Here is a 22,823-nt window from a genome sequence, read left to right on the forward strand (position 1 = left end):
GGCAGGTTGTGACCACCAGGTTTTCCCTGCGTACCACTGCTTTCGCACTATCCGGCGCACTGGCTCTCAGCAGTTGCGCCTCCCCTGTCGCCGGTGGTGGCGACGGTTCCGGCACCAGCGGCGCGACCACCCCGGTCAGTCTGGGGGTCGTGCCGGTCATCGACGTGGCACCCATCTACCTAGGCAAAGAAAAGGGTTTCTTCGCCAAACGGGGGATCGACCTGCGTTTGGAGACCGGCCAGGGCGGCGCGGCCATCCTGCCAGGGGTGATGAGCGGTCAGCTCACCTTCGGCTTCAGCAACATGACCTCGCTGCTGGTGGCCAGGGACAAGGGCCTGGACGTGAAGGTGGTGGCCAACGGCACCTCCTCCACCGGCAAGTCCGGCGCCGACTTCGGCGCGGTGGTGGTGCGCGGCGACTCCCCGGTGCAGAGCGCGAAGGACCTGGCCGGACGCAGTGTCGCGGTGAACACCCTGAAGAACATCGGCGACACCACGGTGCGCGCCTCGGTGCGCAAGGCCGGGGGCGAGGCGGCGGCGGTGAAGTTCACCGAGCTGGCCTTCCCGGACATGCCCGCGGCGCTGGCCAAGGGCAACGTGGACGCGGCCTGGGTGGTGGAACCCTTCCTCACCATGGCCAAGAACCAGGGCGCCAGGGTGGTGGCCTGGAACTTCGTGGACACCGCGCCCAAGCTCACCGTGGCGGCCTACTTCACCTCGGCCAAGCTCCGGACCGAGCAACCGGACCTGGTGCGCAAGTTCACCGAGGCGGCCAACGAGTCGGCGACCTACGCCCAGGCCCACCCGGATGAGGCGCGGCAGGCCATCACCGGCTACACCAAGATCACCAAAGAGCAGGTGGCCAGCCTGACCCTGCCCGACTGGCCCGCTGAGGTGAACCGCGAGTCCGTGGCCACGCTGGCCGAGCTCGCCCCGCAGGACGGCCTCGTCTCCGGAAAGCCCGACCTGTCCGCCCTGCTGCCATGATCCTCACCTCCCCGGTGCGCGGCGCCGGCACCTCGGCCACCACCCTCGGCGCGCTCGGCGTGGCGGGGCTGGCGGTCGTGCTGGAGCTGGCGCCGCGTCTCGGGCTGGTGTCCACTGTGTACCTGCCACCGCTGACCGAGGTGCTCGGCGCGCTCGGCGCCGAGGCGGCCAGCCCGGTGTTCTGGTTCTCCCTCTACGAAACCCTGCGCGGCTGGGCCATCGGCCTACTGCTCGCGGTGGCCGGCGGCATCCTGCTCGGCGTGCCGATCGGGCTGCTGCCGGTGGTGCGGCAGGCCACCGCCTCCACCATCGAGTTCCTCCGGCCCATCCCCTCGGTCGCGCTGGTGCCGCTGGCGGTGCTGCTGTTCGGCACCGACCTGCGCTCCACCCTGCTGCTGGTGGTGTACGCGGCGTTCTGGCAGGTGCTGGTGCAGGTGATCGCCGGGGTGCGCGATGTGGACCCGGTGGCCCGCGACACCGCCACGGTGTTCCGGCTGGGCGCACTGGCCAGGGTGCGGCACGTGGTGTGGCCCAGCGCCTTGCCCTACGTGCTCACCGGGGTGCGGCTGGGCGCGAGTGTCGCGCTGGTGCTCGCGGTCACCGGCGAGCTCGTCATCGGTTCTCCCGGACTGGGCAGGCAGATCGCGCTGGCCCAGTCCAGCGGCGCCGTCGCCACGCTGTACGCGCTGGTGCTGGTGACCGGTCTGGTCGGCATGCTCCTCAACCTGGTTTTCCGGGCGGTGGAACGACGTGTGCTGGCCTGGCATCCGGCCGTGCGAGGTGACTCGGTCCGGTGACCGCCAGACTGCTCCGACGCCTCACCTACGCGGTGGGGCTGCCGGGAGTCCTCTTCGGCCTGTGGTGGCTGACCTCCGAGGGCAGCCAGAACATCTACCTCCCACCACTTTCCCGGATCCTGTCCACCTTCGGCGAGGTGTGGTTCTCCGAGCGGCTGCTCAACGACGTGCTGCCCAGCCTCGGTCGCCTCGCCGCCGGATTCACCCTGGCCGCGCTGGCCGGGATCGGCCTGGGTGTCCTGATCGGACTGTCCAGGACGGTGCGGCTGGCCACCGAACCGGTGCTGGAGTTCTTCCGCGCCATCCCGCCACCGGTGCTGGTGCCGATCCTGATGCTGTTCGCGGGCATCGAGGACACGATGAAGATCACCGTCATCGCCGCGGGCGCGGTGTGGCCGGTCCTGCTCAACACCGTGGAGGGCGTGCGCGGCATCGACGAGGTGCTGCGGGACACCGCCCGGCTCTACCGGCTGCCCGGGCGGACCGTGCTGTGGCACCTGGTGCTGCGCTCGGCCAGCCCTCGCATCTTCACCGGGTTGCGGCAGGCGCTGTCCATCGCGGTGATCCTGATGGTGGTGAGCGAGATGTTCGCCGCCACCAACGGTTTGGGCTTCACGATCATCTCCTTCCAGCGCGGTTTCGCGATCCCGGAGATGTGGAGCGGCATCATCCTGCTCGGACTGCTCGGCGTCGCGCTGTCCCTGCTGTTCCGCGTGGCCGAACGCCGCGCGCTGTCCTGGTACCTCGGTCTGCGTCGCGCCCAGCGGGACGACGGATGAGCCGAGACGTCACGGAGGCGAGGCAAGGCATGCTCACGGTGCACGAGCTGCACAAGGTCTACCCCGGGGAGAACCGGACGGTGGAGGCGGTCCGCGAGGTCAGCTTCGAGGTCGCGCCCGGTGAGCTGGTCTGCCTGGTCGGCCCGTCCGGCTGCGGCAAGACGACCCTGCTCAAATGCCTGTCCGGCCTGCTGCCACCCACGGCCGGATCCGTCGCGGTGAACGGGAAGACGGTGACCGGGCCGCCGGTGGAGCTGGCGATGGTGTTCCAGGAGTACGGGCGCAGCTTGTTCCCCTGGCTCACCGTGTGGGAGAACGTGCAGCTGCCGTTGCGGCAGAAGAAGATGCCCAGGGCCGAGCGGGAACGACTCGGCAGGCTGGCGCTGTCCGCGGTGGACCTGGCCGGTGACCACGACGCCTACCCGTGGCAGCTCTCCGGTGGCATGCAGCAGCGGGTGGCCATCGCCCGCGCGGTGGCCTACCAGCCCAGGGTGCTGCTGATGGACGAGCCCTTCGCCGCGGTGGACGCCCAGACCAGGGCCGACCTGGAGGACCTGATCCGCAGGGTGTGGCGGGACCTGGGCGTGACCATCCTGTTCGTCACCCACGACATCGACGAGGCGGTCTACCTCGGCGAGCGGGTGATCGTGCTCTCCAGCGCGCCCACGGTGGTGCAGCAGGAGATCCGCGTCGACCTGCCGGAGGAACGCGACCAGCTGCACACCCGCGCGCTGACCCGCTTCGCCGAGTTGCGCACGGAAGTGTACGAGCAGATCCAGAAGGCCAAAGCGTCCGCCACTCGATGAGGAACAGGAGGGAACCGCTCGTGCGCACCAGGGTTGGCATCGTCGGCGCCGGACCGGCCGGTCTGCTCCTGTCCCACCTGCTGCACCGCAACGGGATCGACTCGGTGGTCCTGGAGACCCGCAGCCGTGACTACGTCGAGAAACGGGTCCGCGCCGGGGTGCTGGAGGCCCCGACCGTGGAGCTGTTGCGGGAGGCCGGTCTCGCCGAGCGGCTGGACCGGGAATGCCTGACCCACCACGGCATCCTGCTGCGCTTCGACGGGGTGGAGCACCGGATCGACTTCGCCGACCTGGTCGGCAAGGCGGTCACCGTCTACGGGCAGCAGGAACTGGTCAAGGACCTCATCGCGGCCCGGCTGCGCGATGGCGGAGACCTGCGGTTCGAGGTGAGCCAGGTCAGCGTGCACGAGCTGAGAACCGACTCGCCGTGGATCCACTACACCGACCGGCACGGCCGGCCGCAGGTGCTCGACTGCGAGGTCATCGCGGGCTGCGACGGCTTCCACGGCGTCACCCGCCCCGCCGCGCCCACGCTGACCGCGCTGGAGCACCGCTACCCCTTCGCCTGGCTGGGCATCCTGGCCCGCACCCCACCGACCCGGTCCGAGGTGGTCTACGCCGCGCACGACCGCGGTTTCGCACTGGCCAGCATGCGCTCCCCGGAGATCAGCAGGCTCTACCTCCAGGTGTCCACAGAGGACACTGCGGCGGACTGGCCGCTGGAGCGGGTGTGGAGCGAGCTGAGCGCGCGGCTCGGCGAGGAGATCCGGCCGGGTGAGGTGCTGGAGACCATCCACACCGACCTGCGGGCCTTCGTGGCCGAGCCGATGCGGCACGGGCGGCTGTTCCTGGCCGGGGACGCCGCGCACATCGTGCCGCCCACCGGGGCCAAGGGCCTCAACCTGGCCATCGCCGACGTCGCGCTGCTCTCCGACGCGCTCACCGCGCTGCTGACAGACAACGACGAGCGGCCTGCCGAGTCCTATTCCGACACCGCGCTGCGGCGGGTCTGGCGCGCCCAGCGGTTCTCCTCGCTGATGACCGACATGCTGCACCGCCCGCCGGACGGGGACCGGTTCCAGCGCTACCTCCAGCTCTCCCAGCTGCACCACACCGTCAGCTCCACCGCCGCGGCGACCAGTCTCGCCGAGGACTACGTCGGACCGCCCTTCGCCCGCACAGTCGCCGTGCCGAGTTAGGAAAACCCGAGATGATCCCGCCCCTCCGCAGACCGAGATTAGGTCGCGTCCGATGGATCTCGTGCGTGAGCGCCGGAGTCCAGGCCGTTCCCGACGGCACCGCCGGAACGGCCTCGTACCGGGCGTACTCGGTCGTTCCGGCGGTGCCGTCGGGGACGACCTGGGCCCGGCGATCGCGTGCGAGATCCATCGGACGCGACCTAGCCCTAGTGCTGCTGGCTTTTCTGCTCACCACCACCGGGTGTGGCGTGCTAGGGGGATCCGGCGGTTCCGGGGCTCCGGCGCAGGAGCAGCGGATCCGGCTCGGCATCATGCCCGTGGTGGACGTGGCCCCGGTGCACATCGCGCTGGCCAAGGGCTACTTCGCCGACGAGGGCCTGACCGTGGAGCTGACCACCATCCAGGGCGGGGCGGCCGGGATCCAGGGGCTGCTCAAGGACGAGCTGGACTTCACCTTCGGCAACTGGGTGTCCTTCTTCGCCACCGAGGCCAAGGGCGCGGCCAAGAACGCAGGCGGCATCAAGCTGGCCGCCGACGGCTACCAGGCGCGGGCCAACATGTTCCTGATGCTCACCGGGCCGGACTCGCCGATCAAGAGCCCGAAGGACCTGGCGGGCAAGAAGATCGCCATCAACACCTTCAAGAACATCCTGGAGCTGACCGCGCGGGCCACCCTGGAGGCCAACAACGTGGACCCGAAGACGGTGACCTTCATGGAGATGCCGTTCCCGGACATGCAGGCGGCGTTGCAGAGCAAGAAGGTGGACGCCGCGTTCATGGTGGAACCCTTCATCAGCAAGGCCGAGCGCACCCTGGGCGCGGTGCCGGTGCTGGACGCGGCCAGCGGGCCCACCGCGGACATCCCGATCGCCGGGTACGCCACCACCGGCGCCTTCGCCAAGGCGCACCCGCGCGCGGTGGAGGCATTCCGGCGGGCGCTCGTCCGCGGTCAGCAGGACGCCGCGCGCAAGTCCACTGTGGAGTCACTGCTGCCGGGCTACGCCCAGGTCGACCCGGAGACCGCGGCCCTGGTGCACTTCGGGGTCTACCCGATCAGCATGGAGGCGACCCGGTTGCAGCGGGTGGCCGACCTCATGCGCACCTACGGACTGCTAGAGGCGCCGATGGACATCAAACCGATGCTGCTCAGCGGGAGCCCGGCATGAGCGAGCACGCCAGGACCACACCGGCCACCGGCCGGAGCTACTCACCGCGGAACTGGCCGCTGCGCAGCAAGCTGGCGGTGGTGCTGCTGGTGCCCGCGCTGAGCACGGTCACCCTGGCCGGGTTGCGGCTGAGCAGCCAGCTGGGCGAGGTCGACTCCTTCGCCACGGTGCAGCAGGAGCTGCAGCTGGCCGGCAAGGTGGTGGCCACCGGCACCGCGCTGCAACGGGAACGCGAGGCCGCGGTGTCCTTCGTGGCCAGTGGCAGGGCCGCGGGCGCGCCGGAGCACAACTCCCGGATGGCCACGGTGGACCTGCGGCTGGGCGAGCTGCGCGCGCTCGGCGCGGCGGCCACCTCGGTCGGCGGCGGGGTGCGCGGGGCCTACGAGGTCGCGCTGGAGTCGCTGGACAAGCTGACCGCGCTGCGGCGCACCGTGCAGAGCACCAAGTACCCGGTGGGCGCGACCATCACCGGCTACACCCAGATCCTGGACTCCCTCACCCAGGTGCAGCGGGCCGCGACCGCCGGTATCAACGACCCCACGCTCACCCCGCTGGCCTCCGCGACCAAGGCACTGGCCGATGCCAAGGAGCAGCTCGCGGTGCAGAACGCGATCCTGCTGGCCGCGGCCCGCGCCGAGGAGTTCCCGCCGGGCCAGGCCGCGGCACTGCGCGCGGCCCGCTCCCGCTTCGACGCGGCGCTGGCGGAGTTCGAGTCCACCGCGAGCCTGGCCGACCGGCAGCGCTACCTGGACACCGTCAGCGGCCCGCCGGTGGACGGGCTGAACCGGTTGGTGCAGCTGGCCCTGGTGCAGGCGGCGGCCGGGCAGTCGGTGACCATCGCCGACAGCGAGGTGCTGCGCGACGGCGACCGCACCGCGGAGCTGATCGCCCAGGTGCTCACCGAGATCCAGCAGCAGGCGGAGAAGTCGGTGGTCACCGTGATCGCGGACGCGCGGGCCGCGGTGTACCGGGACTCCGCGCTGGTCGGGCTGGCGCTGCTGGCCACCTTCGCGTTGATGATCATGGTGGCGCGCTGGATGCTGGTGCCGCTGCGCGCGCTGCGCGGCGCGGCGCTGGACATCGCGCGGGAACGGCTGCCCGCGGCGATCCGCCGGATCCGCGCGGAGAAGGACCCGAGGGCCTCGGCGGAGGCCGCGGTCTCGCCGGTGCCGGTGCACACCACCGACGAGGTGGGCCAGGTGGCCCGCGCCTTCGACGTGGTGCACAAGGAAGCGGTGCGGCTGGCGGTGGCGGAGATGGCCTTGCGCGCCAACGTCAACGAGATGTTCACCAACCTGTCCCGGCGCAGCCAGGAGATGGTGGAGCGGCAGATCGACCTGATCGACCGCCTGGAGCAGGAGGAGCTGGACCCCGACCACCTGGCCCGGCTGTTCGAGCTGGACCACCTGGCCACCCGGATGCGGCGCAACAGCGAGAACTTGCTGGTGCTCTCCGGCACCAGCCCGGAGCGCTGGGTGACCCGGCCGGTGCCGGTGTTCGAGGTGATCGGCGCGGCACTGTCCGAAGTGGAGGCCTACGCCCGGATCGAGGTGCTGCCGGTGCCGGAGACGCTGATCCAGGGCCGGGTGGTCACCGACCTCACACACCTGGTGGCCGAGCTGCTGGACAACGCGACCGAGTTCTCCCCGCCCACCACCAAGGTCTCGGTGCGCGCGGTGATGACCCGCTCCGGCAAGCTGGTCATCAAGATCCGCGACCGCGGCATCGGGATGAACAGCGAGGACCTGGCCCGGTTCAACCAGCGGCTGGCCGACCCGCCCGAGGTGGACGTGTCGGTGACCCGCGCGATGGGCCTGTTCGTGGTCGGCGAGCTGGCCAAGCGGCACTCGATCACGGTGCAGCTCAAGGACGACGAGTTCGAGGGCGGCACCACCGCGCTGGTCATCCTGCCGCCCGCGCTGCTGCACAAGAAGGATGCTCCGGTCGTCCCGGATCCGTTGCCACGCAACGGGACCGATGCGAACCCGCTGCCCCGTCCCCGGGTTCGCATCGGCCGGGGCGACACCACCGTCCGGGCCGGCACGCCGCAGCGGGAGCTCACCCTCTCGGAGTGGTTCAGCGCCTCCTGCGGCACCGAGGAGCCACAGATCCCGGCGCTGGCCGCGCCGCAGCGCCCGGTCCGGCCGGAGACGCCCCAGGTGAGCGTCACCTCGACCTGGGCCTCGCCCGCCGACGACGGCTGGCAGGCCGCGGCCGCGCTGTCCACACCGGCAGAGCACTCGGCCACCGAGGCCGGGCTGCCCAAGCGGGTGCCGAAGTCGTTGCTGGTGCCGGGTTCCTCGCCGCAGCGGCGGCACGCGCTGGCCGAACCGGCACCGGCGAAACCGGCGGGCGGCCCCTCAGCGGAGCAGCTGCGGGACCGGTTCTCCGCCTACCAGAAGGGCGTCCGGCACGGTCGGGAGTCCACAGAGGACACTCCTCCGCCCGGGACTTTTGGCGGGAACGGGTTCCAGGAGCCGCGGCCGGGCATCCCCAGCCAACCGGACGGTCCCCGTGACCCGCAGGCGGATGAACGGATTCTGGCGAACAAGGAGCGGCAGTGAGCACCGACACCGAACAACTCGACGACTTCCACTGGCTGGTCGACGACTTCGTCAACCGGGCGGCGGGGGTCTCGCACGCGGTGGTCCTCTCCGCCGACGGCCTGCTGCTGGCCACCTCCAACCGGCTGCCGGGCCAGCGCGCCCAGCAGCTCTCCGCCGTGGTCTCCGGCCTGGTCAGCCTCACCATGGGCGCGGCCCGCTGCTTCGAGTCCGGCGCGGTGAAGCAGACCGTGGTGGCGATGGAACGCGGCTACCTGTTCCTGATGACCATCAGCGACGGCTCCTGCCTGGCCGCACTGGCCGCGCCCACCTGTGACATCGGCATGGTGGGCTACGCGATGGCCCGGCTGGTGGAACGGGTCGGGCCGCAGCTCACCCCGGAACTGCGGGCCCAGCTGCACGCCACCGCGTCCCGGAACTAGTCGGCGGAACAAAACGGAGGGCTCCGGGGTTGCCGCTGAAGAGACTGTGGAGGTGTGTCATGGCGGCGAAGAAGGTCCTCACCCCGGGGCCGGCCCACCCGATCACCGTTGAGCCGCATCCGGACCGGGTGGTGGTGCGCGCCGGTGACACCGTGCTCGCCGACACCCGCAACGCCCTGGCGCTGCGGGAGTCGACGTATCCGGTGGCGCTCTACATCCCGCGCGCGGACCTGCGCCTGGAGCACTTCGAGCGCACCGGGCACCAGACCTACTGCCCGTACAAGGGCGAGGCGAGCTACTTCAGCCTGCCCGCGCTGGGCCAGCGGGGTGAGAACGCGGTGTGGACCTACGAGAGCCCCTACCCGGCGGTCGGGGAGATCAAGGAGCACGTGGCCTTCTACCCGGACCGGGTCACCTTCAGCGAGTCGTGACCGGCGCGGCGAGGCGCCGCAGCCACTCGCGCAGCAGGTGCGCCTCGCCGTCGCTGAGGTCGGCGGGGTCGCCGTCCAGGGCGGCCAGCAGCGCCACCGCCGCGCCCGGCACCGTGGTGGCCGCCGGGGTGTCGGTGAGCAGGGCGGCGATCACGTTGTCCCGCAGGCGATCGGAGAGCCCGAGGTCCCGGCTGGACTCGGGCTGGGCGATCAGGTTCAGGGTGATCCCGATGTTGGCGGCCACGATCTGCCGGGCCGCCTCCTCCGGCGGCACCCGCAGCCTGCCCGCTCTGGCCACCCCGGCGAGCAGTTCCAGCAGCCTGGCCTCGGCGCTGCCGGTGAGCGAGCAGGGCACGCCCGGTTCGATCTGGCCGTAGAGCAGCACGTAGAACTTGGGGTGCTCAAGGCCGAACCGGACGTGCTGGTCCCAGCCCCGGTGCAGCGCGGCCACCGGGTCGCCGTCCGGGGTTCCCGGCTCGTGCAGGTACTGGGTGAAGCCGTAGTTGACCACGCTGTCCAGCAGTCCCTGCTTGCTGCCGAAGTGGTGGTACAGCGTGGGCGCCTGCACCCCGGCCCGCTCGCAGACGGCCCTGGTGGAGACCGTGCCGTCCGGGGAGTCGTGCAGCAGCTCAGCGGCGGCGCGCAGCAGGCGGTCCCTGGCCCCGCCGCCGCGCCGCTTCTCCGTCATGTAGCAAGTGTAGCGCCGGACAGGCTGGCCACCGGGTCGGTGTACCGCGGGGTCCAGCCGAGCTCGCGGCGGGCGCGGGTGCCGCTGACCCGCTGGTCGAGGGACAGTGCCTCGGTGAAGGCGCCGAACTGGGCCTGGGCCCGCGCCGGGTCGAGGTGGGCGACGGTGGCGCCGACGGACTTGGCCACCGCGGCGGCCACCGCGGCCTGGGTGGGGAAGGTGTCCACGGTCCCGGCGTAGACCGCCCCGGCCGGCGCGGTCAGGGCGAGGGCGTACAGCTCGGCGATGTCCTCGACGTGCACCAGCGACCAGTGGTTGCCGCCGTCGCCGGCGCAGGGCACCACGCCGGTCTCCCGGCCGGGCGTGGCGTAGGCGAACTCCACGATGCCACCGCCGTCGCCGAAGACCAGGCCGGGCATGATCACCACCGGGTGCGCGCCGGAGTCCTTGCGCGCCAGCACCTTCCGCTCGTTGCCGACCCGCCAGGCGGTGATCTCGGGCGGACGGAGCTCGGCCTGTTCGCCGACGACGCCCGCGGTGTCGCCGTAGACCCAGGTGCCGCCGGTGTGCAGGTACGGGCCCCGGTCGCCGAGGCCGTCCAGCAGGGCGGTCGCGGCGCCGAGGTCGACCCGCTGGGCGTCCGCGCCGAGCACCTGACCGAGGTGGATCACCGCCCCGGCCGCGGCGGCGTTGGCGCGCAACACCTCCAGGTCGGTTAGCGAGCCGGGCACTGGGGTCGCGCCGAGGCCGGTGAGCAGGGCGGCGGCGGAGTCGCTGCGGGCCAGCGCGGTGACCTGGTGGCCCTCGCGGCGCAGCACCGGGATGAGGTGACGGCCGAGGTAGCCCGAACCGCCGGTCAGGAAGATGTTCGTCATGCCGAGAAGTCTGCTGCCGAACATAGCCGCAGGTCCAAGACCTGTTCACGCCACTGTGATACCCGCTGGGCATCAACCCAGGGCAGTGGCGATGGCCGCGAACTCGGCCAGCAGGGGGCTGCGGCGGGCGCTGACCCAGGCCAGGCAGACCCGGTTCGGCGCGAGGTCGGTGATCGGGATGTGGGTGAGGTCCGGGCGCTGGTAGAAGGCCACCGCGGACATCGGCAGCACCACCACGCCGTGCCCGGCGGCCACGTGCTCCAGCTTCTCCTCCACCGTGCCCAACAGCGGCGCGGGCTCGCGCCGCCGGCCGTGCGGCAGGTCCCGCCACTCGGGCACCGCGTCCGGGTCCTGCAGCAGCCGCTCGTCGGCCAGGTCGGCGATCTTCAGCGACTCCTTGCCGGCCAGGCGGTGGTCGGTGCGCAGCACCACGGCCCGCTCCTCCACCCGCAGCTCCCGCACGCTCAACCCGGCCGGATCCAGTGGCTGGCGCAGGAAACACACGTCCACCCGGCCGTCGCGCAAGGCCTGGGTCCGCTCGGTCCAGTCCACCCGCTGCACGTCCACGGTCAGCCCGGGGTGGCGGCGGGAGAGCTCGCGCACGGCGTCGGTGACGATCAGGCCTGGCATGAACCCGACGGTGAACACCTCGCCGCGCGCGGCCCGGCCGACCCGGCGGCGCAGCGCGGCCGCGGCGGCCAGCAGCGGGCGGGCGTCGGCGAGCAGCTGCTCCCCGGCCGGGGTCAGCTCGGTGGCGCGGCGGTCCCTGCGGAACAGCTGCGCGTGCAGTTCCCCTTCCAGGGCACGGATCTGGCGGGAGAGCACGGGCTGGGCGATGTGCAGCGACTCGGCCGCGCGACCGAAGTGCAGGTGCTCGGCGACCGCGACGAAGTAACGCAGCTTGCGCAGGTCGACGTCCATGCGGCACCTCCCGCGCCGACGGTATCAGCCGATCAGCCGGAACCCGGTCCGCCCGAAGGCCGTGCCGTTGACCTGCACCTCGATCTCGTGCTCGCCCGGGTAGTACACCCTGGTGCTGATCTTGCGGAAGGAGTGCTTGCGGGACAAGGTGATCCGCTCGCCAGGGGCCAGCACGCAGGTGGTCAGCTTGAACACCTTGGGGGTGCGGGCGCCGTTGGCCTTGAGGTGGTGCACCACGTAGTCCACGGCCAGGCTGGCCGCCGCCGCACCGGTGTTCTCCAGGGTCACCTCGAACGGCAGCTCGGCGCCGAGGGCGACGGTGGCGCCGGTCAGCACCGGGCCGAGCACGGTGACCCCGGGGACCGGGCGGAAACCCAGTAGCGCCAAGGCTTCCGGGTGCCCCTTCTTGATGAGTGTGCGCAGTGCGTGCCGGACCAGCCGAGCTGTGTTGTCGTCCGGTTCGGCCAGCCAGCGGGCCGCGGTCGCCACCACCAGGCCGGGTTCGGCGCGGCTGAGGTCGTTGAGGTGGTTGGCCACCGAGCGGCGCACGTACTCGCTGTCGTCCCGGTAGAGCGCGTCCAGGACCGGGATGGTTCGCTGGGGCTGGTCCAGGATCGGCCGGACCTTGCGCGCCCAGGGCAGGTGCGCCCTGGTGCCCTCGCTGGCCAGCCGCCGCACGTGCTCGTCGGGGTGCCCGGTCCAGGACCGCACGATCGGCAGGCACTGGTCCAGGTCGGCGGCCAGCAGCGGGCGGATGGCGAACTCCGCGGTCAGCCGGGGGGTCAGCGCGGCCAGCAGGTGCAGGGCCGGGGTGATGGCCTGCGGGTCCTGGGCCAGCGCGCGGGCCGTGACCGCCTCGGTGACCGGCCAGATCAGCCAGCCCTCGGCCGACGGGTCGGTCAGCAGCTCCCGGAACTGTCGGTCCAGGCTGGCATAGTCCCCCGGCAGGTCGGCCAGCAGCGCGCCGGCCAGCAGGTCGCTGCGCTCGCGCAGGCTCAGCCCGGCCAGTCCGTTGGCCGCGCGGCGCAGCGCGGCCAGGCGGTTGCCGGGCGCGATCCGGGCAACGGCCTCGACCAGCCGGGCGGCGACCTCGGGTCCGAGCAGCTCGTCAGCGAAGGGCATGCGACTCCCACCAGGGTGCTATGTTTGCTATAGAGCGGACTATAGCAGCACCTCAAGGAGGATCCGTGACCGCACGGCTCGGCACACACGGCGTCTGGCTCGGCCCCCAGCACACGCCCCGGCTCACCGACTACGTCCGGGAGTCCGAGGACCTCGGCTACGGCACCGCCTGGATCGGCCACGGCATGGCCGCCCTCGGCGAGCTCGAACAGCACGAACAGCTCCTGGCCGCGACCAGGACGATCACCGTGGCCAGCGCGATCGTGAACATGTGGACCAACGAGCCAGAGGCGGTGGCCCGCGGCTACCACCGGATCGCGGACCAGCACGGCGCGCGGTTCCTGCTCGGCGTGGGCATCGGCCATCCCGAGGTGACCACGGCCTACCAGAAACCGCTGGCCAAGGTGGTGGAGTACCTGGACCGCCTGGCCGAGGCCGGGGTGCCCAGGGAGGGCGTCATCCTGGCCGCGCTGGGCCCGAAGACGCTGAAGCTGGCCGGGGAGCGGACCCTGGGCGCGATCCCGTACCTGATGCCGCCCGCGCACACCGCGCAGGCCCGCGAACTGGTCGGCGGTGCGGTGCTGGCCCCGGAGCAGACCCTGGTGGTGGACACCGACCCGGCCCGCGCCAAGGCGACCGCGCGGGAGTTCCTGGACGTCTACCTGGGGCTGCGCAACTACATGGGCACCCTGGTCCGGCACGGGCTGACCGAGGCCGAGGTGGCCAGGCCGGGCAGCGACCGGATGATCGACCTGCTGGTCCCCGGCGGCACCCCGGCGCAGCTGGCCGCCACGGTGTCCGCGCAGGTCGAGGCAGGCGCGGACCACGTGGGCATCCAGGTGGCGGTCAGCGGCACGGAGGACCCGATGCCGGGCTACCGCGCGCTGGCCGAGGTGCTGTGGTGATCAGACGCGCAGCACGGAGCTCGCGCTGGAGAGGTGGTGGGCGACCAGGTCCAGGACCCGGTTCAGCCGGGCCACCTCGTGGTTGAAGGTGACGAAGCGCAGCGGACCCTGACGGACGCGGCGGGCGAACAACCGGATCTGGTGCACCACGAACCGGGCCGGGCCCACCGCGCTGTCGGAGGACAGCCCGCCGCTCTCCCTGGCCAGGACCTCCTCGATCCGGTCGGCGAGCTGGTCGGCCTTGCGCGCCTGGGCGGCCGCCAGCTCCTGCAGGGTGCTGGGCGCGCTGCGCTCGGCCGCGGGAAGCAGGGGTTCGAACCGGTCACGCCCGGAGAGCTCGGCCCACAACATCACCCCGAGCGCACGGTTGGCGACCCGGAGCACGGACGCATGCTGACCACGTGGCGACCCTACGTTCACGTTTGGCGTCACCCCGACGGGTTAACCATTGCTCCAAACCGCCAAACTCACTCTCCGCCAAAAGATCCACAGCAGCCCTCCGCCCGGTCGCGGTCACCCGGTCGTGCGGGGATGTTTACCCAGCTCACTGCCCTGATGGTGGACCGGAACCAACCGGCAGATCCGGGGGAAGGTCACCGGATGGAGTGCGTTTAGGCTCCGATCGGCGCGAGGTAGACCCAGGCGCCGTCCACCCGCTCGAACCGGCTGTTCTCGTGCAGCACCTCGTCCCTGCCCTCGTACCGGTAGTGCGCGTTGAACTCCACCGTGCCCTCCTGGTGGAACAGGCCGCCGCCGGTGCCGCCCAGGATCTCCAGCCGCGTCCAGCGCATGTCGGTGTCGAAGTCGACCCCGGCCGGGCGGGTCCTGGGGTGCCAGCTGCGCAGCAGGTACGCCTCGTCCAGCAGGGCGAACGCGCTGAACCGGGAGCGCATCAGCAGTTCGGCGGTGGCCGCGGCGCGCTCGCCGCGGTGCAGCGCGCCGCAGCAGTCCGGGTAAGGCGCGGGCAGCCCGCAGGGACAGGATCTCGCCATCCTGACATTGTCCGCGAGCAGTGGCCGGGCACCGGCAAGCGGGTCGATACTGACCGGCATGGACCGCGAGAAGGTCGACCTCACCGGCGCCCCGGCGACCATGCTGGCCACCCTGTACAGCAAGGCGGTGGACGCGCGCTCGGCAGGCTCGGTGCTGCACGACGAGACCGCGGCGCGCGCGGTGGACCGGATCGACTACGACTTCAGCCGCACCGGCCTGCCCGCCCGCGACGGGATCTCCGCGGTGCTGCGCTCCAAGGAGTTCGACCGCCGCGCCCGCGAGGTGCTGGCGAGCCAGCCGGAGCTGACCGTGCTGCACCTGGGCTGCGGCCTGGACACCAGGGTCTACCGGCTGGACCCGCCGCCCACGGTGTCCTGGTACGACGTGGACTACCCGGCGGTCATCGAGCTGCGCCGCCGCCTCTACCCCGAGCGCCCCGGCCTGTTCCCCACCGCCCGCTCGGTGGAGGATCCCGGCCTGCTGGACGGGATCCCCGGTGACCGCCCGGTGCTGGTGCTCGCCGAGGGCGTCACCCTGTACCTGCGCACCGCACAGGGCTTGGCCACCTTCCGCCGCATCGTCGAGCACTTCCCCGCGGGCACGCTGATCTTCGACGGCTACAGCTCGGCCGGCATCCGGTTGCAGCAGCGCACCGGCGTGGTCAAGGCCTCCGGCGCCCGCCTGGAATGGGCGATCAACGACCCCGGGGAGCTGACCAGGCTGGTGCCGGGGCTGGTCTTCGACGAGGAGTGGTGGTTCCCCTCCCCCGCCGACCTGCGCGCGCACTACCCGTGGTTTCAGCGGCAGGTGCTGCGCGCGCTGTTCGCCTCCCCGTTCCGACGACTCGGCCGCGGCCTGACCTACCACTTCGGGAGCACCCGATGACCGATCCGGAATGGGAGGGCCGCCTGGCCGCGACCTGGGCCCAGCGGTACACAGTGGACGGTGCGGAGCTGGTGGCGGAGGTGGAGGACCTGACCGCCGAGCTGCCCGCGGACAACCCGGTGGCCGCCTTCGAGCGGGCCTGCTCCTGGGACGCCTCCGGCCACTGCGACCGCGCGGTGCCGCTGTACCGCCAGGCGCTGACCGGTGGGCTGGACGAGCACCTGCGGCGGCGCGCGGTGATCCAGCTGGCCTGCTCGCTGCGCAACCTGGGCGAGACGGCGGAGAGCGTGCGGCTGCTCACCGAGGAACGCGACCGCGGTCCGGACGAGCTGGACGGCGCGGTGCGGGCCTTCCTCGCGCTGGCGCTGGCCGACTGCGGACGGGAACGCGAGGCGCTGGCGATCACCCTGGCAGCCCTGGCCCCGCACGTCTCCTGCTACCAGCGGGCCGTGGTCGAGCAGGCCAGGCGGCTTTAGGGAAAGGCGCGCAATGGCAGGCGGTAGGCCAGCCGCCTGGTGGAGACCCGCAGTCCCAGTGCGACCAGCGCCTGCCACAGCACCCGGTCCCGCTCCTCGGTGATCTCCACCAGCAGCACCTCCGGATGCCGCGCCCGCAGCTCCCGCACCGCGTGCGCGATCAGCGCGGCCAGCTCCAGCGGGAACGCGCCGTGGTGCCACACCCGCCCGATCACCGCCTTGGCGCCCGAGCAGACCACGCTGAGCTCGGCCAGCACCGCACCGCAGCCGGCGCGCAGGTCGGCGCGCAGGTCGGCCTCCACTGCGGCCAGCTCCAGCCGGAGGTCGGCAGGGCGGTGCGGGTGGCCGGTGACCGCGGCGCGCAGCTCGGCGTAGCGCGCCAGGTCCTGCTCGGTCGGTTCGGTGGCCACGCAGGCGGTGCGAGCGGCAGGGATGTCGGCTGGCGGGGCCCAGATCGGCAGGCCGGGGATGAGCCACTGGCGGGACAGCTCGCGGTCCTCGGTGGCGCCCAGGGCCAGGGCCAGCTGGTAGTCGATCTCGTCGTCGGTGCTGGACCACAGCAGCGCGGTGCGGTCCCGGTCGCGGGCCAGGGTGGCGGCGGCGTCGATCAGGGCGGCCAGCAGCGCCAGCTCCTGGTCGCTGAGCCCGATGAACAGCGGGAACCCGTCCACCAACCGGTCGGTCTGGCGCTCGGTCAGGGTCCAGCGCACGGTGGCCGCCGGCGCGCCCTCGTCGGTGAGCACCGCCCAGCCCGCGACCCGCTCCCCGTCCCTGGCGACCACGGTGGCCAGCAGCCCGGGGATCGTCTCGGCGGGGACGGGGTCGAGTCCGGCGGCGGCGCGCAGGTCGGCGAGCAGGGCTGCTGGCAGGCCGGGGTCGGTGCTGGTCTCGACGGTGTAGCGGCCCCATGCGGCGACGGCGTGTTCGATGGTGCTGGTGTCCACGAGCCCAGTCTGTGCAGGTCCAGGGGCTGGATCCAGGCCAAGGGCCGATCTCTCACAACTTCGGCACAGGAGTCGAACAAGTTCTGCGCGATCGCCCCGGTTGACTCACGATGTGCCGGGGACGAACGGAGCGCGCCGAATGGCAGATCAGGAACGGCGGCGGATGGAGCTGTGGTTCCGGCGGCAAGGGTTGCCCTGGCTGGTGCACGAGCGGGACGGCTTCGGCCAGGTGCTGCTGCGGGTCGCGCCCGCGGTGACCGCGCTGGTGCTCTACGACCTGATGACCACCGAGTTCAGCTTGCTGGTGCCCGACACCGACGAGGAGTTCGGCACCTTCATCACCGATCCGCTGCTCGCCCTGCTCTACTACAGCAACTTCGCGCTGATCTACCTGGTGCCGGTGCTGGGCGCGTGGCAGGTGCTGCACTGGACGCGGAACCGGGAGGCGACCGCGGGCAGCACCTCGCTGGTGCTCGCGCTGTGCCTGGCCGAGGTGTTCGGGGTGCCCGCGGTGGACTACCTGGCCGGTTTCGCCGAGGGCGACTGGCCCGCGGTCCTCCACGGGCTGGGCTGGGTGCTGGTGTTCGGGCTGCTGGCCGCGGCCGGGGCCGGTGCGGTGTTCCTGTGGGCGCTGCGGGTCGCGCTGCGGCAGCTGCGCGTGCTGGGACTGCTGGCCAGCAAGGCGTTGCCGCTGCTGCTGTTGTTCGTCACGTTCTTCTTCTTCAACGCCGAGATCTGGCAGATCACCTCCACCCTGCCGCGCCCGGCGCTGTGGGGCGTGCTCGGCCTGTTCTCCGCGGTGGGCCTGCTGTTCCTGTTCGCGGTGGCCCAGGACGAGCTGCGGGAACTGGCCGCGGAGACCGGGCCGGAGCGGGTTCCGTTGCGGCGCAGGGAGAACGCGAACCTGGTGACGGTGCTGGCGCTGGCCCAGGCGTTGCAGGCGGCGGTGTTCGGGGTGCTGGTGTTCGCCTTCTTCCTCACGCTCGGGTCGATGGCGATCCGGCCGGAGGTGGTGAAGATGTGGGTGACCAAGGACCCGACCAGCGGCAAGCTGTTCGGCGTGCTGCTGCCGGTGTCCCAGGAGCTGGTGCACGCCTCGATGTTCCTCGCGGTGTTCTCCGCGCTGTACTTCACCACCGCGGTGTTCACCGACGGCAAGTACCGGGACGCGTTCTTCCACCCGCTCATGGGCGAGATCACGCTCAGCCTGGCGGCACGGCGGGAGTACCTGGCTCGGTGGCCGAGGGCAGCCGCAGGGTGAACGCCGAGCCCTGGCCGAGGGTGCTGGTCGCGGTGACCGTGCCGCCGTGCGCCTCGATCAGCCTGCGCACGATGACCAGGCCGAGGCCGCTGCCGCCGGTGCGCCTGCTGCGGGACTTCTCCGCCCGCCAGAACCGGTCGAACACCCTGTCCAGCTCCGCAGGCGCGATGCCCGATCCGTTGTCCGCCACCGTGATCAGCACCTCCCCGGCCTGGGCGCCGACCGAGAGGGTGACCCGGCCGCCGCGCGGGGTGTGCCGCAGCGCGTTGCTCACCAGGTTGGCCACCGCCTGCCGCAGCCGCACCGGATCCGCTTGCACCACAAGGGTTTCCTCCGCGTCCACGGTCAGCTCGACACCGAGCTCGGCGGCCTGGGCCTGGTTGGCCACCGCGACGCTGAGCAGGGTCTCGGCCACGGTAAGCCGCCGCGGGTGCAGGCTCAGCTGACCGGACTCGGCCAGTGCCAGGTCCTGCAGGTCGTCGATGAGTTGTTGCAGGGTCAGGGTTTCGGTGAGCAGCACGTTGATCAGCTCGGGTTCCATCGGGCGCTGGCCGTCGGCGGCGGCCTCCAGCCAGCCGCGCAGCGTGGTCAACGGGCTGCGCAGCTCGTGCGAGATGTCGCCGATCATGTCCTTGCGCTGCCGCTCGACCTGTTCCAGGTGCGCGGAGAGCTCGTTGAACACCTCCGACAGCCGCCCGATCTCCCCGGCGTCGGTGACCGCGACCCGCGCCGAGGTGTCGCCGTCGCGCATGCGTTCGGCGGTGGCGGCCAGCGCGTGCACCGGGCGCAGCAGCCGGGCGGCCAGGTAGGCGCTGACCACGATCACCACCAGCAGCACCAGGCCACCGGCGAGCACCAGCGGCCAGGTCCCGGCCGCGGTCAGCCCGCCGATGCCGGGCGGGTCGATGAGGAACAGCACCGCGGCGGGGGCGACGAACCCGGTGAGCTGGTGCCGCCTGCTCTCGGCCACACAGCCCAGCAGCTCCTCCTCCTCGTTGCGCTCGGCCGGGGTGGTGATCGAGCCGTCGCCGTCCAGCTCCAGCCGCACCGGCGGCGCGCCCCGCTGCCGCAGGCAGTTCTGCACCATCTCCGACAACGCGGCCAGCGCGGTGTTCTCGGTGGCGGTGGGGGTGCGCAGCGCACCGGCGCCGCAGGGGTCCTCGGCGTCGGCGTAGAAGTCCGCGGCCACCGCACGACCGCTGGGCAGAGTCTCCACCGTGGTCCGGAAACCGTTGCGGCGCAAGCAGTCCACCACCTGCTCGGCCCGGCGCGCGGACTGCTTCCGATCCTCCTCGCCCAGCCGGAACGGCCCGGCGGCGCGCGGGTCGATGCCGTCCTGGTCGTCCGCGCCGGCCAGCGCGGGGTTCACCTCCAGCGCGTCCACGGTGCCGGCGGCCTTGGCGGGCAACGGGGTGCCGGGCGCGGAGTCCACGATCACGTTGCGATCCCTGGTGGTCAGCGCGATCCGCCGGCCGGTGCGCTGGGCCAGGCCGGTGACCAGTGGCGCGACCTCGTCCCAGCGCGGGTGGGTGGCCGCGTAGCCGAGCAGCTCCGCATAGATCACGGTGTCCTCGGCCAGGGTCTGGCCCTGTTCGGCGCGGATGGCCTGGCTGGTGTTGCGCGCGGCCAGCCAGGCGGTGACCGCGACCGTGCAGGCGCCGACCAGCACGGTGGCCGCGAGCAGCCGGGTGAACATCCGGTGCCGCAGGCGGACCTCACGCATCGGCCGGCTGTTCGGCGAGCTTGTAGCCCACGCCGTAGACGGTGAGCAGGTAGGCCGGGTTGCGCGGGGAGCGCTCGATCTTCTTGCGCAGGTTCATGATGTGCACGTCGATGGCCCGCTCGGTGACGAACTCGTGCCCGAACACCTGCTCGATGAGCTGCCGCCGCTCGAACACCCGCCCCGGCTGCGCGGCCAGCGCGGCCAGCAACCGGAACTCCGCGGCCGCGCAGTCCACCCGCTGCCCGCGCATGGTCACCTCGTGCCGCACCGGATCCACCACCAGCTCGCCCACCCGGTACCGCGGTTCCGGCGGCGCGGCGGTGTGCCTGCCGCGCCACAGCAGCGCGCGCACCCTGGCCATCAGCTCACGCGGGCTGTAGGGCTTGGTGAGGTAGTCGTCGGCGCCCGCGGCGAACCCGCGCAGCAGATCGTCCTCTGTGGACCGTGCGGTGAGCATCAGCACCGGCAGGTCGAACTCCGCGCGCAGCGAACGGCAGACCTCCACGCCCTCCACCTCGGGCAGCATCAGGTCCAGCACCAGCAGGTCGGGCCGCCGGGCGCGGACCGCGCGCATCGCGGCAGGCCCGTCCTCGGCCACGTCCACGGTGTGCCCCTCCCTGGTCAGCTGGAAGGTCAGCAGCTCAGCCTGCCGGGGATCGTCCTCGGCGACGACGATGTGGGCGCACACGGGTCCATTATGGCCGGTCGGGGTGGTCAGTCCCGCCGGAGCTCGAACAGCATGGCCTGCTGCGGGTCCAGGACCGGCAACGGCACACCGGCCGTGGCCAGCACCGCACCGGGCAGCCGCACCCAGTCCCGCACCGCCTCCGCCACCCACGCGGGCGGAGTGACCTGCCTGGCCGAGGGCAGGCCCAGTTCGGTGCGCACCCGCACCCGGTAGGCCGCGGCCGGGTCGAGGCCGGGGAAGCGGACCCGCCCGGACTGGCCCTCCGGCGAGCTGGCCAGCCGTGCCCAGCAGAACAGCGCCGAGTCCGCCCCGACCACGCCGTGCAGCAGGGTCTGCTCGCCGGGCAGGTCGGCCCGCACCACCCGGCCGCCGTGCAGCAGCGGCCGGAACTCCCGGTACATCCCGGCCCACGCGGTGAACCTGGCCAGCTGCTCGGCGGAGAGCTTGGTCAGGTCGGCCTCGATCCCGGCGTGGCCGAACAGCGCGGTGGCGAACCGGAAGGAGTCGTCGGTGTCCCGGCCGGTGGTGTGGCTGTGCCGGTCACCGACGTGCGCGCCGATCAGCTCGGGCGGGATCAGCTGGGCTGTCCAGCGCTGGATCTGCTGGCGTTCCACCGGGTCGTTGCAGTCCGAGCCCCACACCCGGTCGGTGCGGGCCAGGATGCCCAGGTCGACCCGGCCGCCGCCGCCCGCGCAGCTCTCGATCTCCAGCGCGGGGAAACGCGCCTTGAGCTCGTCGAGCATCCGGTACAGCGCCAGGGTTTGCGCCCGGCCGCCGGGCCGGTCACCCGCCGGGTCGCGGTGCACGGCCTCGTGCAGCTCCCGGTTGTGGTCCCACTTGAGGTAGTCGATCCGGTACTTCTCGACCAGCGCGACCAGCCTGCCCAGGATGTGCCGGTAGGCGTCGGGGTGGCCGAGGTTGAGCACGTGCTGGTGCCGCGAGGGCGCGCCGAGCCCGGCACTGGGGCCGAGCAGCCAGTCCGGGTGCGCGCGGGCCAGCTCGGAGTCCAGGTTGATCATCTCGGGTTCGACCCAGAGCCCGAACTGCATGCCCAGGCCGCGCACGTGCTCCACCAGCGGGCCGAGGCCCCGCGGCCACATCTGCGCGGAGACCTCCCAGTCGCCGAGCCCGCGGGTGTCGTCGCGGCGGCTGCCGAACCAGCCGTCGTCCAGCACCAGGCGTTCGACGCCGACCTTGGCCGCGGCGTCGGCGAGCTCGCGCAGCCGGTCCAGGTCGTGGTCGAAGTAGACGGCCTCCCAGGTGTTGAGCACCAGCGGCCGCGGGTTGGCCGGGTGCTGGGGCCGGGCCCGCAACCGGCTGTGCAGCCGGTCGGCGACACCGTCCAGGCCCTGGTCGGAGAAGACGAACAGGCACTCTGGACTTTCGTACACCTCACCCGCGCCCAGCCGAACCTCGCCAGGGGTCAGCAGCTCGCCGCCGCCGAGCATCGCGGCGTGCGCGCCCGCGCCCTCGGGGAGCTGCTCGGCGAGGTAGCGCTGGTTGCCGCTCCAGGCCACGTGCAGGCCCCACACCTCGCCGGAGCCGAAGCCGAACCCCGGGGTGCCGGCCAGCAGCAGGTGCGGCGAGTCGAGGCCGGGCTTGCCGCGCCGGACCTCGCGGACGTGGCTGCCGAAGACCAGCGGGGTGCGCTGCGGGGTCCGTTCGCGGCACCACTTGCCGGTGAAGTCCAGCAGCTCACCGGCCCGCCGGGGCAGCGGCAGCAGCGTGCTGACCCCGGCCAGGTCGTACGGTTCCCCCGCCGACCGGCCGGTCAGGGTGGACCGCACGGCCAGCACCCCGGCCTCGTCCAGGTGGTAGCGCAGCTCGACGTCGAGCTCGGAGACCTCGTCGGTCAGCCGCATGACCAGCAGGTTCTCCGTCAGCTCGGCCTCGGTGAGCCGGAGGCGCGGGGTGGTGCGGCGACCGGCCCGGTGGCCCTGGTGCGCGGGGGTGCCGGACCAGCCGTCGGCCTCGGTGGGCCAGACGGTGAGCGTGCGCGGCAGGTCCGGCGCGTTGTTGAGCACCGCCGCGGTCGCGGTGCCGGCCAGCGCGGCCAGGCCGGAGGCGGTCAGCTCGCCGAGGTCCGCGCCCCAGTGCAGCAGCACCGGGAGCTCGCCGGTCAGGTCCACCACCACACCGGCACCTGCCGCGCGGAGCTGGACGATCTCCCCGTCACACCTGGCCATCGGACC

Annotated in this window: 23 protein-coding genes; 13 read left to right on the forward strand and 10 right to left on the reverse strand. The window is 72.3% G+C overall.

Annotated elements, in window-relative coordinates; all coding sequences use genetic code 11:
* Positions 1 to 8 precede the first annotated feature (8 nt).
* The 9 genes from ACWDY5_RS36540 (at position 9) to ACWDY5_RS36580 (ending at position 9,150) form a co-directional block, all read left to right on the forward strand.
* Complete coding sequence (locus ACWDY5_RS36540) at positions 9 to 986, forward strand: ABC transporter substrate-binding protein (protein ID WP_449726695.1); 978 nt, start codon at positions 9 to 11, stop codon at positions 984 to 986.
* Positions 983 to 1,783, forward strand: a complete 801-nt coding sequence (locus ACWDY5_RS36545) for an ABC transporter permease (RefSeq protein ID WP_449726696.1) — start codon at positions 983 to 985, stop codon at positions 1,781 to 1,783. The genes ACWDY5_RS36540 and ACWDY5_RS36545 overlap by 4 nt, the downstream gene beginning before the upstream one ends.
* Complete coding sequence (locus ACWDY5_RS36550; protein WP_449726697.1) at positions 1,780 to 2,562, forward strand: ABC transporter permease; 783 nt, start codon at positions 1,780 to 1,782, stop codon at positions 2,560 to 2,562. The genes ACWDY5_RS36545 and ACWDY5_RS36550 overlap by 4 nt, the downstream gene beginning before the upstream one ends.
* The gene (locus ACWDY5_RS36555; RefSeq protein WP_449726698.1) at positions 2,559 to 3,368 is read left to right on the forward strand and encodes an ABC transporter ATP-binding protein; all 810 of its coding nucleotides are present in this window, start codon (positions 2,559 to 2,561) and stop codon (positions 3,366 to 3,368) included. The genes ACWDY5_RS36550 and ACWDY5_RS36555 overlap by 4 nt, the downstream gene beginning before the upstream one ends.
* Positions 3,365 to 4,567, forward strand: coding sequence for a 4-hydroxybenzoate 3-monooxygenase (locus ACWDY5_RS36560; RefSeq protein ID WP_449726699.1), 1,203 nt, complete (start codon positions 3,365 to 3,367; stop codon positions 4,565 to 4,567). The genes ACWDY5_RS36555 and ACWDY5_RS36560 overlap by 4 nt, the downstream gene beginning before the upstream one ends.
* Before the next feature lie 248 nt (positions 4,568 to 4,815).
* Positions 4,816 to 5,733: an ABC transporter substrate-binding protein gene (locus ACWDY5_RS36565; protein WP_449726700.1), complete on the forward strand. Its 918-nt coding sequence runs from the start codon at positions 4,816 to 4,818 to the stop codon at positions 5,731 to 5,733.
* On the forward strand, positions 5,730 to 8,297 hold the full coding sequence (locus ACWDY5_RS36570; protein WP_449726701.1) for a nitrate- and nitrite sensing domain-containing protein: 2,568 nt from the start codon (positions 5,730 to 5,732) through the stop codon (positions 8,295 to 8,297). Before ACWDY5_RS36565 ends, ACWDY5_RS36570 begins: the two co-directional genes overlap by 4 nt.
* Positions 8,294 to 8,719 (forward strand): roadblock/LC7 domain-containing protein, encoded by a 426-nt coding sequence (locus ACWDY5_RS36575; protein WP_252482569.1) that lies wholly within the window; start codon positions 8,294 to 8,296, stop codon positions 8,717 to 8,719. Before ACWDY5_RS36570 ends, ACWDY5_RS36575 begins: the two co-directional genes overlap by 4 nt.
* A 59-nt stretch (positions 8,720 to 8,778) precedes the next feature.
* Positions 8,779 to 9,150 carry a DUF427 domain-containing protein gene (locus ACWDY5_RS36580; protein WP_449726702.1) on the forward strand — a complete coding sequence of 124 codons (372 nt, stop codon included), beginning with the start codon at positions 8,779 to 8,781 and terminating at the stop codon, positions 9,148 to 9,150.
* On the opposite strand, the gene ACWDY5_RS36585 is transcribed toward ACWDY5_RS36580, so the two are convergent.
* The 4 genes from ACWDY5_RS36585 to ACWDY5_RS36600 form a co-directional block, all read right to left on the reverse strand.
* Entirely contained in the window at positions 9,137 to 9,838 is a 702-nt protein-coding gene (locus tag ACWDY5_RS36585; RefSeq protein WP_449726703.1) for a TetR/AcrR family transcriptional regulator, read from the reverse strand. The two genes, ACWDY5_RS36580 and ACWDY5_RS36585, sit on opposite strands and share 14 nt — an antisense overlap.
* A complete protein-coding gene (locus ACWDY5_RS36590) occupies positions 9,835 to 10,713 on the reverse strand; it encodes an NAD-dependent epimerase/dehydratase family protein (RefSeq protein ID WP_449726704.1) in 879 nt (292 codons plus the stop codon). Before ACWDY5_RS36590 ends, ACWDY5_RS36585 begins: the two co-directional genes overlap by 4 nt.
* Positions 10,714 to 10,785: 72 nt before the next feature.
* On the reverse strand, positions 10,786 to 11,634 hold the full coding sequence (locus tag ACWDY5_RS36595; protein ID WP_449726705.1) for a LysR family transcriptional regulator: 849 nt from the start codon (positions 11,632 to 11,634) through the stop codon (positions 10,786 to 10,788).
* A gap of 24 nt (positions 11,635 to 11,658) precedes the next feature.
* Positions 11,659 to 12,756: a DNA alkylation repair protein gene (locus ACWDY5_RS36600; protein WP_449726706.1), complete on the reverse strand. Its 1,098-nt coding sequence runs from the start codon at positions 12,754 to 12,756 to the stop codon at positions 11,659 to 11,661.
* Between the two features lie 65 nt (positions 12,757 to 12,821).
* Between ACWDY5_RS36600 and ACWDY5_RS36605 the strand changes: the two genes are divergently transcribed.
* Complete coding sequence (locus ACWDY5_RS36605) at positions 12,822 to 13,661, forward strand: TIGR03620 family F420-dependent LLM class oxidoreductase (RefSeq protein ID WP_449726707.1); 840 nt, start codon at positions 12,822 to 12,824, stop codon at positions 13,659 to 13,661.
* Here ACWDY5_RS36605 and ACWDY5_RS36610 read toward each other — a convergent pair whose 3' ends face one another.
* Both ACWDY5_RS36610 and ACWDY5_RS36615 read right to left on the reverse strand, forming a co-directional pair.
* Positions 13,662 to 14,045, reverse strand: a complete 384-nt coding sequence (locus tag ACWDY5_RS36610; protein ID WP_449726708.1) for a hypothetical protein — start codon at positions 14,043 to 14,045, stop codon at positions 13,662 to 13,664.
* 227 nt (positions 14,046 to 14,272) lie between these two features.
* Positions 14,273 to 14,653 (reverse strand): YchJ family protein, encoded by a 381-nt coding sequence (locus ACWDY5_RS36615; RefSeq protein WP_449726709.1) that lies wholly within the window; start codon positions 14,651 to 14,653, stop codon positions 14,273 to 14,275.
* A gap of 58 nt (positions 14,654 to 14,711) precedes the next feature.
* Here ACWDY5_RS36615 and ACWDY5_RS36620 point away from each other — a divergent pair, with 58 nt between their 5' ends.
* Complete coding sequence (locus tag ACWDY5_RS36620; RefSeq protein WP_449726710.1) at positions 14,712 to 15,539, forward strand: class I SAM-dependent methyltransferase; 828 nt, start codon at positions 14,712 to 14,714, stop codon at positions 15,537 to 15,539.
* Positions 15,536 to 16,015, forward strand: coding sequence for a tetratricopeptide repeat protein (locus ACWDY5_RS36625; RefSeq protein WP_449726711.1), 480 nt, complete (start codon positions 15,536 to 15,538; stop codon positions 16,013 to 16,015). The genes ACWDY5_RS36620 and ACWDY5_RS36625 overlap by 4 nt, the downstream gene beginning before the upstream one ends.
* Here the strand turns inward: ACWDY5_RS36625 and ACWDY5_RS36630 are convergent.
* Positions 16,012 to 16,959, reverse strand: coding sequence for a hypothetical protein (locus ACWDY5_RS36630; protein WP_449726712.1), 948 nt, complete (start codon positions 16,957 to 16,959; stop codon positions 16,012 to 16,014). The genes ACWDY5_RS36625 and ACWDY5_RS36630 overlap by 4 nt on opposite strands.
* 139 nt (positions 16,960 to 17,098) lie before the next feature.
* Here ACWDY5_RS36630 and ACWDY5_RS36635 point away from each other — a divergent pair, with 139 nt between their 5' ends.
* Positions 17,099 to 18,220: a hypothetical protein gene (locus ACWDY5_RS36635; RefSeq protein WP_449726713.1), complete on the forward strand. Its 1,122-nt coding sequence runs from the start codon at positions 17,099 to 17,101 to the stop codon at positions 18,218 to 18,220.
* Here ACWDY5_RS36635 and ACWDY5_RS36640 read toward each other — a convergent pair.
* Genes ACWDY5_RS36640 through ACWDY5_RS36650 form a run of 3 tightly spaced genes read right to left on the reverse strand, consistent with a single transcriptional unit; the run spans position 18,162 to position 22,817 of the window.
* Complete coding sequence (locus ACWDY5_RS36640) at positions 18,162 to 19,943, reverse strand: sensor histidine kinase (protein ID WP_449726714.1); 1,782 nt, start codon at positions 19,941 to 19,943, stop codon at positions 18,162 to 18,164. The genes ACWDY5_RS36635 and ACWDY5_RS36640 overlap by 59 nt on opposite strands.
* Complete coding sequence (locus ACWDY5_RS36645; protein WP_283664970.1) at positions 19,936 to 20,631, reverse strand: response regulator transcription factor; 696 nt, start codon at positions 20,629 to 20,631, stop codon at positions 19,936 to 19,938. The genes ACWDY5_RS36640 and ACWDY5_RS36645 overlap by 8 nt, the downstream gene beginning before the upstream one ends.
* 26 nt (positions 20,632 to 20,657) lie before the next feature.
* A complete protein-coding gene (locus ACWDY5_RS36650; RefSeq protein ID WP_449726715.1) occupies positions 20,658 to 22,817 on the reverse strand; it encodes an alpha-galactosidase in 2,160 nt (719 codons plus the stop codon).
* Between the last annotated feature and the right edge of the window lie 6 nt (positions 22,818 to 22,823).

Source organism: Crossiella sp. NPDC003009, assembly GCF_053591555.1.

Bases quoted from the DNA above. Each gene is read 5' to 3' on its own strand.
- ACWDY5_RS36590 (WP_449726704.1), bottom strand. From the start codon at position 10,713: ATGACGAACATCTTCCTGACCGGCGGTTCGGGCTACCTCGGCCGTCAC.
- ACWDY5_RS36640 (WP_449726714.1), bottom strand. From the start codon at position 19,943: ATGCGTGAGGTCCGCCTGCGGCACCGGATGTTCACCCGGCTGCTCGCG.
- ACWDY5_RS36635 (WP_449726713.1), top strand. From the start codon at position 17,099: ATGGCAGATCAGGAACGGCGGCGGATGGAGCTGTGGTTCCGGCGGCAA.
- ACWDY5_RS36625 (WP_449726711.1), top strand. From the start codon at position 15,536: ATGACCGATCCGGAATGGGAGGGCCGCCTGGCCGCGACCTGGGCCCAG.
- ACWDY5_RS36600 (WP_449726706.1), bottom strand. From the start codon at position 12,756: ATGCCCTTCGCTGACGAGCTGCTCGGACCCGAGGTCGCCGCCCGGCTG.
- ACWDY5_RS36580 (WP_449726702.1), top strand. From the start codon at position 8,779: ATGGCGGCGAAGAAGGTCCTCACCCCGGGGCCGGCCCACCCGATCACC.
- ACWDY5_RS36650 (WP_449726715.1), bottom strand. From the start codon at position 22,817: ATGGCCAGGTGTGACGGGGAGATCGTCCAGCTCCGCGCGGCAGGTGCC.
- ACWDY5_RS36560 (WP_449726699.1), top strand. From the start codon at position 3,365: ATGAGGAACAGGAGGGAACCGCTCGTGCGCACCAGGGTTGGCATCGTC.
- ACWDY5_RS36555 (WP_449726698.1), top strand. From the start codon at position 2,559: ATGAGCCGAGACGTCACGGAGGCGAGGCAAGGCATGCTCACGGTGCAC.
- ACWDY5_RS36570 (WP_449726701.1), top strand. From the start codon at position 5,730: ATGAGCGAGCACGCCAGGACCACACCGGCCACCGGCCGGAGCTACTCA.
- ACWDY5_RS36615 (WP_449726709.1), bottom strand. From the start codon at position 14,653: ATGGCGAGATCCTGTCCCTGCGGGCTGCCCGCGCCTTACCCGGACTGC.
- ACWDY5_RS36595 (WP_449726705.1), bottom strand. From the start codon at position 11,634: ATGGACGTCGACCTGCGCAAGCTGCGTTACTTCGTCGCGGTCGCCGAG.
- ACWDY5_RS36545 (WP_449726696.1), top strand. From the start codon at position 983: ATGATCCTCACCTCCCCGGTGCGCGGCGCCGGCACCTCGGCCACCACC.
- ACWDY5_RS36585 (WP_449726703.1), bottom strand. From the start codon at position 9,838: ATGACGGAGAAGCGGCGCGGCGGCGGGGCCAGGGACCGCCTGCTGCGC.
- ACWDY5_RS36620 (WP_449726710.1), top strand. From the start codon at position 14,712: ATGGACCGCGAGAAGGTCGACCTCACCGGCGCCCCGGCGACCATGCTG.